Source organism: Phenylobacterium sp. (assembly GCF_030654915.1).
Taxonomy (GTDB): Bacteria; Pseudomonadota; Alphaproteobacteria; order Caulobacterales; family Caulobacteraceae; genus Phenylobacterium.
The window spans coordinates 1-4,880 of the sequence record NZ_JAURWM010000353.1 but is presented as its reverse complement, the minus strand read 5'-3'; the positions used below and the strand labels follow the sequence as shown (position 1 = coordinate 4,880).

The window sequence follows — 4,880 nt, the reverse complement described above, 5'->3', positions numbered from 1 at the left end:
AACTGCTGACCTACATGATGGGCGATCCGCGCACGATCACCGCCTGCGCCCACCTGCTGTTCGTGGCCAAGAACCTTGAGCGCATCGGCGATCACGCCACCAACATCGCCGAGATCATCCACTACGAAATCACCGGCGAGGACATGATCTCCGCCGACCGTCCGAAGACCGATGCGCTGCGCCTCTAGCGCGCCGCCCGAGGAGTAGCGATTTGACGCCCCACATCCTGGTGGTCGAGGACGAAGACGCCCTCTCGACCCTGCTGCAGTACAACCTCGACAAGGAAGGCTACGAGGTCGCCGTCGCCGCCGACGGCGAGGAGGCCTTGACCTTGGTCTCTGAGCGTCTGCCCGACATCATCGTTCTCGACTGGATGCTGCCGAAGATCTCGGGGATCGAGGTCTGCCGCCGCCTGCGCCAGCGGGCCGAGAGCCGCAACGTGCCGATCATCATGCTGACGGCGCGCGGCGAGGAGAGCGACCGGATCCGCGGCCTCGACACCGGGGCCGACGACTACATCGTCAAGCCGTTCGCGATGAGCGAACTGTCGGCCCGCATCCGCGCGGTGCTGCGCCGCATCCGTCCGGGCCTGGCCGAGGACCGCGTCCACATCGGCGACCTGGTCATCGACCGCGTCGCCCACCGCGTGAAACGGGCGGGCAAGGAGATCCATCTCGGTCCGACCGAGTTCCGCCTGCTCGACTATCTGATGCAGCACCCGGGCCGGGTGTTCAGCCGCGAGCAGCTGCTGGACGCGGTCTGGGGCTCGGACGTCTATGTCGAGGCTCGCACGGTGGACGTCCACGTCGGGCGCCTGCGCAAGGCGCTGAACCGCGAGGACGCGATGGCCGACCCGATCCGCACCGTCCGTTCGGCGGGCTATTCGCTGGATATGGACGCTTAAACAGTCCGGTCAGCCAGATGTGTCATCCCGGAAGCCGCGCAGCGGCTGTCCGGGACCCATGAACACCTGATGGATCAAGCTAGGGCGGGGCCTCGCCTCATTCCGCCAGTTCGGCGCGAATGGGTCCCGGTCTTGCTGCGCAAACCGGGATGACACCCGTTGAGAGCTAAGCCGCCTCGCGCTTGTAGATCGACCGCTGCGGCCGGGCGAGCACCCGGCGCAGCATCGGTTCGAAGGCCTCCAGCGGCATGGATTCATAGGCTGGATCGAAGCTGTTCTGGTCGTACAGATGGCAGAACTGCGCGGTGTATTCGAAGTCCGGATGGCCGCGGAACTGCTCGCGCATGTCGCGGTCCAGGCCCAGATGGTGGAAGAAATAGTACCCCTGGAAGATGCCGTGTTTGTCCATCATCCAGAAGTTCCGCTCAGAGACGTAGGGCTTCATGATCACGGCGCCGATCTCGGCGTGGTTGGACGGGCCCAGCAGGTCGCCGATGTCATGCATCAGCGCGCAGACCACATATTCCTCGTCCTTGCCGTCCTTGAAGGCCCGCGTGGCGGTCTGCAGCGAATGCTCCAGCCGATCGACCGGATAGCCGCCGCTATCGCCGGCCAGCATCTTCAGGTGGCTGATCAGCCGGTCGGGAAGCTCGCGGCTGAACGGACCGGCCGCCTTCACAATGGCCATCCAGTCTTCCTGGGTGCCGTCGGTCATGGCGGTGAACTGCGCCTGCGATAGAGCCTCGCCGTCGGCCATCTCGGCCTCCCTGGAACGTTGTTTTGCCGCATCGTGCGGCCATCCCGCGGCGAGGTCAACGAACGAGCGGTCCAACAAAAAGGCCCGCCAGCATGGCTGGCGGGCCTGATCGTTTCGGTAAGACTAGGTCTTAGGCGAAGGCGACCGAGTCGTCGCGACGACGGCGACGGATCGCCACGCCAGCGCCCGTGAAGCCGATGATCATCATCGCCCAGGTCGCCGGTTCCGGAACGGCCGACGGCGCGAAGGACAGATCGACGCTGTACGAGCCGTTGCCACCGCTGGTGCCGGAGACGAACAGGGTCTGCAGGCCGGCCGCGACCGGCCAGTTCTCCAGGATGGCGCTGTCGAAGACGCCATTGACGATGTTGAACGCTTTGCCGTTCAGCAAAACGCTCGTGAAGTTGATGTCGGTCGCTTTGGAAACGCGGATCGACGTCACGCCGGTGCTGGCGGTGCCGGCGACCGGGAAGTTGAACTCAAACGTCTCGGAGAAAGCGCCGGCGCCAATGCCGCTTTGGCCGAATTCGGCCGAAATGGTGCCGTCGGGGGCGGCGGCGGGCAGCGTGATGGCGATGGCGGCGTTGGCGGCCGGAGCGGCGGCCAACATCGAAACGGCCAAGGCCGCACCGATAAGAAGCTTCTTCATTTACTACTCCAGCATGTGGGGGGCGTCCGGCAATCGAGCGTGGAGTGTGCCGGAACGGTACTATCAGAGAGCGCAATTAAGCCGGAGCTAAACGTTCGCGCAACCATGTTCCCGCAGTGCGGGAGTCTTAAATTGTAAAATGTCTCTCAACGTGCGGTTTATGGTTAAAAAGCGCCGTTTTGGCGAGTTTTGGGGTCGCGCGCTTATGTTGCAATGCACTCTTGGCAATCAGAGGTCGACTCGCCTGCGCCCTTGAGCGCCAAGCCTGGAGCGGCTAAGGAGACGGCGTGCGAACGCTCCCGACCTGTCGGCGGCTCTTTACACATGCGGGCGTAGCTCAGGGGTAGAGCGTCAGCTTCCCAAGCTGAATGTCGTGGGTTCGAATCCCATCGCCCGCTCCAACGATTTCAATACGTTGGCCTGGCCCCTGGACCGGTTCTCAGCTGCGTGCGGCCGGCGGCTACTCGCGCGAACTTGCCTCGACAATTTCCGCGAAGGTGAGCGGGCGCAGATCGAGCGGGGTCGGGGGTTCGGCCTCCGCGGCGTCCAGGAAGCGATCAATTTCACACGGACCCAACCGCTGGATCACCTCGGGTCCAAAGCGCCACCACTGGAGCGCCAGGAGCCGGGCGATGGTGGTTTCTGGAAAGCGGAATCGGACGACGCGGGCCGGGGACCCCACCACGATCGCATAGGGAGGGACGTCCTTGGTGACGACGCTCCTGGCGCCGATCACCGCGCCGTGCCCCACGCTCACCCCCCCGGCGATCATCACCTGCGCGCCGATCCACACGTCGTGGCCGATCGTGACCGGCGCCGGCCGATGATCGAAAGGGAAGCTCGGATAGTCGCTGATCCCGTGGTCGGCGAGGTAGCCGCCGATAAAGCGCAGGGCGCCCTGCGGCGAGTCGAAGGTCGTGGGCGAACTGGTGACCCGGTCGACGGGGTGGGCGTCTCCAAAGAAGGTCAGGCCCGCCGCAATCGAACAGTACCGGCCGACGGACGCCGCTGCATTCAGACCTGAGTGCGTGTAGGAAAACGCGCCGACCGCCCTTGGAATGAAATCGCCGCTGGCGAAGTTGACGTAGGGCTCGATCTCGCAGCTTTCGTTGACGCCGATCTGCTGACCAACCCGCCACCGCTCTCCGGCGTGGACCCGGTGATAGACCCGGCGCGCGGCGAACAGGTCGAGCAGCGGGCGGGTGATCTTTACAGCTCTCATCAACCTCTCCGTCGGCGGGCGGCCTGGCGAGCCTAGCGCCTTTTGCCTGCGTCAATCGTCCTCGCCAAGGGGTTCAGCCCTTGAGCCGCAGCGGCAGGCCGGCCCAGATCACCTCCACGCGGCCGGCCGCGGCGGCCACTTTCTGATGCATCCATCCGGCCTCGTCGCGGAAACGGCGGGCCAGGGCGTTGTCGGGCACGATGCCCTGACCTACCTCGTTGGAGATGACCACCAGCGCCGCCGGGCTCTGCGCCAAGGCCTCGACCAGATCGGCGACGACGGGCGCGATCTGCGCTTCCGCCATCATCTGGTTGGTCAGCCATAGGGTCAGGCAGTCGACCACCGCGACGTCGCCCGGCGCAAGGCCGCGCACCGCCCCGGCCAGGTCCAACGGCGCCTCGATGGTGGTCCAGGCGTCGCCCCGTTCGGCCTGGTGGCGGGCGATGCGCTCAGTCATTTCGGCGTCCAGCGCCTGGGCCGTGGCGATCATGATCAGCCGCCCTTGAGAAAGCTGCCGGGCCCGCGCCAGGGCGTGGGCGGTCTTGCCCGATCGGGCCCCGCCCAGGATGAAGGTCAGGCTCATCGGGATTGACGCTCCGCATGGCAAAGCCTAGTGGGGCCTCGCGACAGGTTCCCCGCAAGGGGATTAATAGGGAACTCAGGTGAGACACCTGGGCTGCCCCCGCAACTGTAAGCGGCGAGCCCGCGCGTCATAAGCCACTGGACGATGGTCGTAAAAGACCTGGTTCTGGGAAGGCGGCGCGCACCGGCTATGACCCGTGAGCCAGGAGACCTGCCTGACGCAGTCGTCCTTCGGACGGTCGGTGGGACCGGACGAACGGGTATTTTCCCGAGAGACGACGTCCGTCACCTGCGTGCAAGCGCGGGTTCGTCGTCACACGTCTGGGGGATACCCGATGAAGACCATACTATTCGCCACCACCGCCGCAGTTCTGTGCGGTCTCTCCACCCATGCCGCGGCTCAGTCCGCCTCGCCGATCGCCGTCGCCAGCGTCGGCGAACTGGTGGTCACCGCCAACCGCTCGCCGCAGGAAGCCGAGCGCGTCGGCCAGAGCGTCACCGTCCTGGACACCGACGCCATCAAGGTCAGCCAGGCGGTCGACGTCTCGACCCTGCTAGCCCAGACGCCGGGGGTCTCCTTCTCGCGCAACGGTGGGGTCGGGGGTTCGACCTCGGTGCGCATCCGCGGCGCCGAGGGCGACCAGACCGTGGTGGTGATCGACGGGGTGAAGCTGAACGACCCCTCCACCGCCGGCGGCGGCTACAATTTCGCCAACCTGATGGCCGGCGACATCGGCCGCATCGAAATCCTGCGCGGCGCCCAGTC

At 65.8% G+C, this 4,880-nt stretch carries 7 protein-coding genes, 1 tRNA gene and 1 riboswitch; of the genes, 4 read left to right on the top strand and 4 right to left on the bottom strand.

The window, feature by feature from the left end:
* Positions 1-188, top strand: a 188-nt coding sequence (locus tag Q7T84_RS18225) for a PhoU domain-containing protein (protein WP_304811703.1), incomplete at its 5' end; no start/stop codon positions are given.
* Between the two features lie 23 nt (positions 189-211).
* Positions 212-904: a phosphate regulon transcriptional regulator PhoB gene (phoB, locus tag Q7T84_RS18220; protein WP_304811700.1), complete on the top strand. Its 693-nt coding sequence runs from the start codon at positions 212-214 to the stop codon at positions 902-904.
* 166 nt (positions 905-1,070) lie between these two features.
* Here phoB and Q7T84_RS18215 read toward each other — a convergent pair whose 3' ends face one another.
* Together Q7T84_RS18215 and Q7T84_RS18210 are read right to left on the bottom strand one after the other, a co-directional pair.
* A complete protein-coding gene (locus Q7T84_RS18215) occupies positions 1,071-1,661 on the bottom strand; it encodes an HD domain-containing protein (RefSeq protein WP_304811699.1) in 591 nt (196 codons plus the stop codon).
* Between the two features lie 130 nt (positions 1,662-1,791).
* Entirely contained in the window at positions 1,792-2,310 is a 519-nt protein-coding gene (locus Q7T84_RS18210) for an FxDxF family PEP-CTERM protein (RefSeq protein ID WP_304811697.1), read from the bottom strand.
* 326 nt (positions 2,311-2,636) lie between these two features.
* Here Q7T84_RS18210 and Q7T84_RS18205 point away from each other — a divergent pair.
* Positions 2,637-2,711, top strand: a tRNA-Gly gene (locus Q7T84_RS18205).
* A 59-nt stretch (positions 2,712-2,770) separates the two neighbouring features.
* On the opposite strand, the gene Q7T84_RS18200 is transcribed toward Q7T84_RS18205, so the two are convergent.
* Entirely contained in the window at positions 2,771-3,532 is a 762-nt protein-coding gene (locus Q7T84_RS18200) for a CatB-related O-acetyltransferase (RefSeq protein ID WP_304811694.1), read from the bottom strand.
* A gap of 73 nt (positions 3,533-3,605) precedes the next feature.
* Positions 3,606-4,115: a bifunctional adenosylcobinamide kinase/adenosylcobinamide-phosphate guanylyltransferase gene (gene cobU, locus Q7T84_RS18195; protein WP_304811692.1), complete on the bottom strand. Its 510-nt coding sequence runs from the start codon at positions 4,113-4,115 to the stop codon at positions 3,606-3,608.
* Positions 4,116-4,143: 28 nt separating this feature from the next.
* Positions 4,144-4,348, top strand: a riboswitch (cobalamin riboswitch).
* Between the two features lie 101 nt (positions 4,349-4,449).
* On the opposite strand from cobU, the gene Q7T84_RS18190 reads away from it, so the two are divergent.
* Positions 4,450-4,880, top strand: a 431-nt coding sequence (locus Q7T84_RS18190) for a TonB-dependent receptor (protein WP_304811689.1), incomplete at its 3' end; no start/stop codon positions are given.

Bases quoted from the DNA above. Each gene is read 5' to 3' on its own strand.
- Q7T84_RS18210 (WP_304811697.1), bottom strand. From the start codon at position 2,310: ATGAAGAAGCTTCTTATCGGTGCGGCCTTGGCCGTTTCGATGTTGGCC.
- cobU (WP_304811692.1), bottom strand. From the start codon at position 4,115: ATGAGCCTGACCTTCATCCTGGGCGGGGCCCGATCGGGCAAGACCGCC.
- Q7T84_RS18200 (WP_304811694.1), bottom strand. From the start codon at position 3,532: ATGAGAGCTGTAAAGATCACCCGCCCGCTGCTCGACCTGTTCGCCGCG.
- Q7T84_RS18215 (WP_304811699.1), bottom strand. From the start codon at position 1,661: ATGGCCGACGGCGAGGCTCTATCGCAGGCGCAGTTCACCGCCATGACC.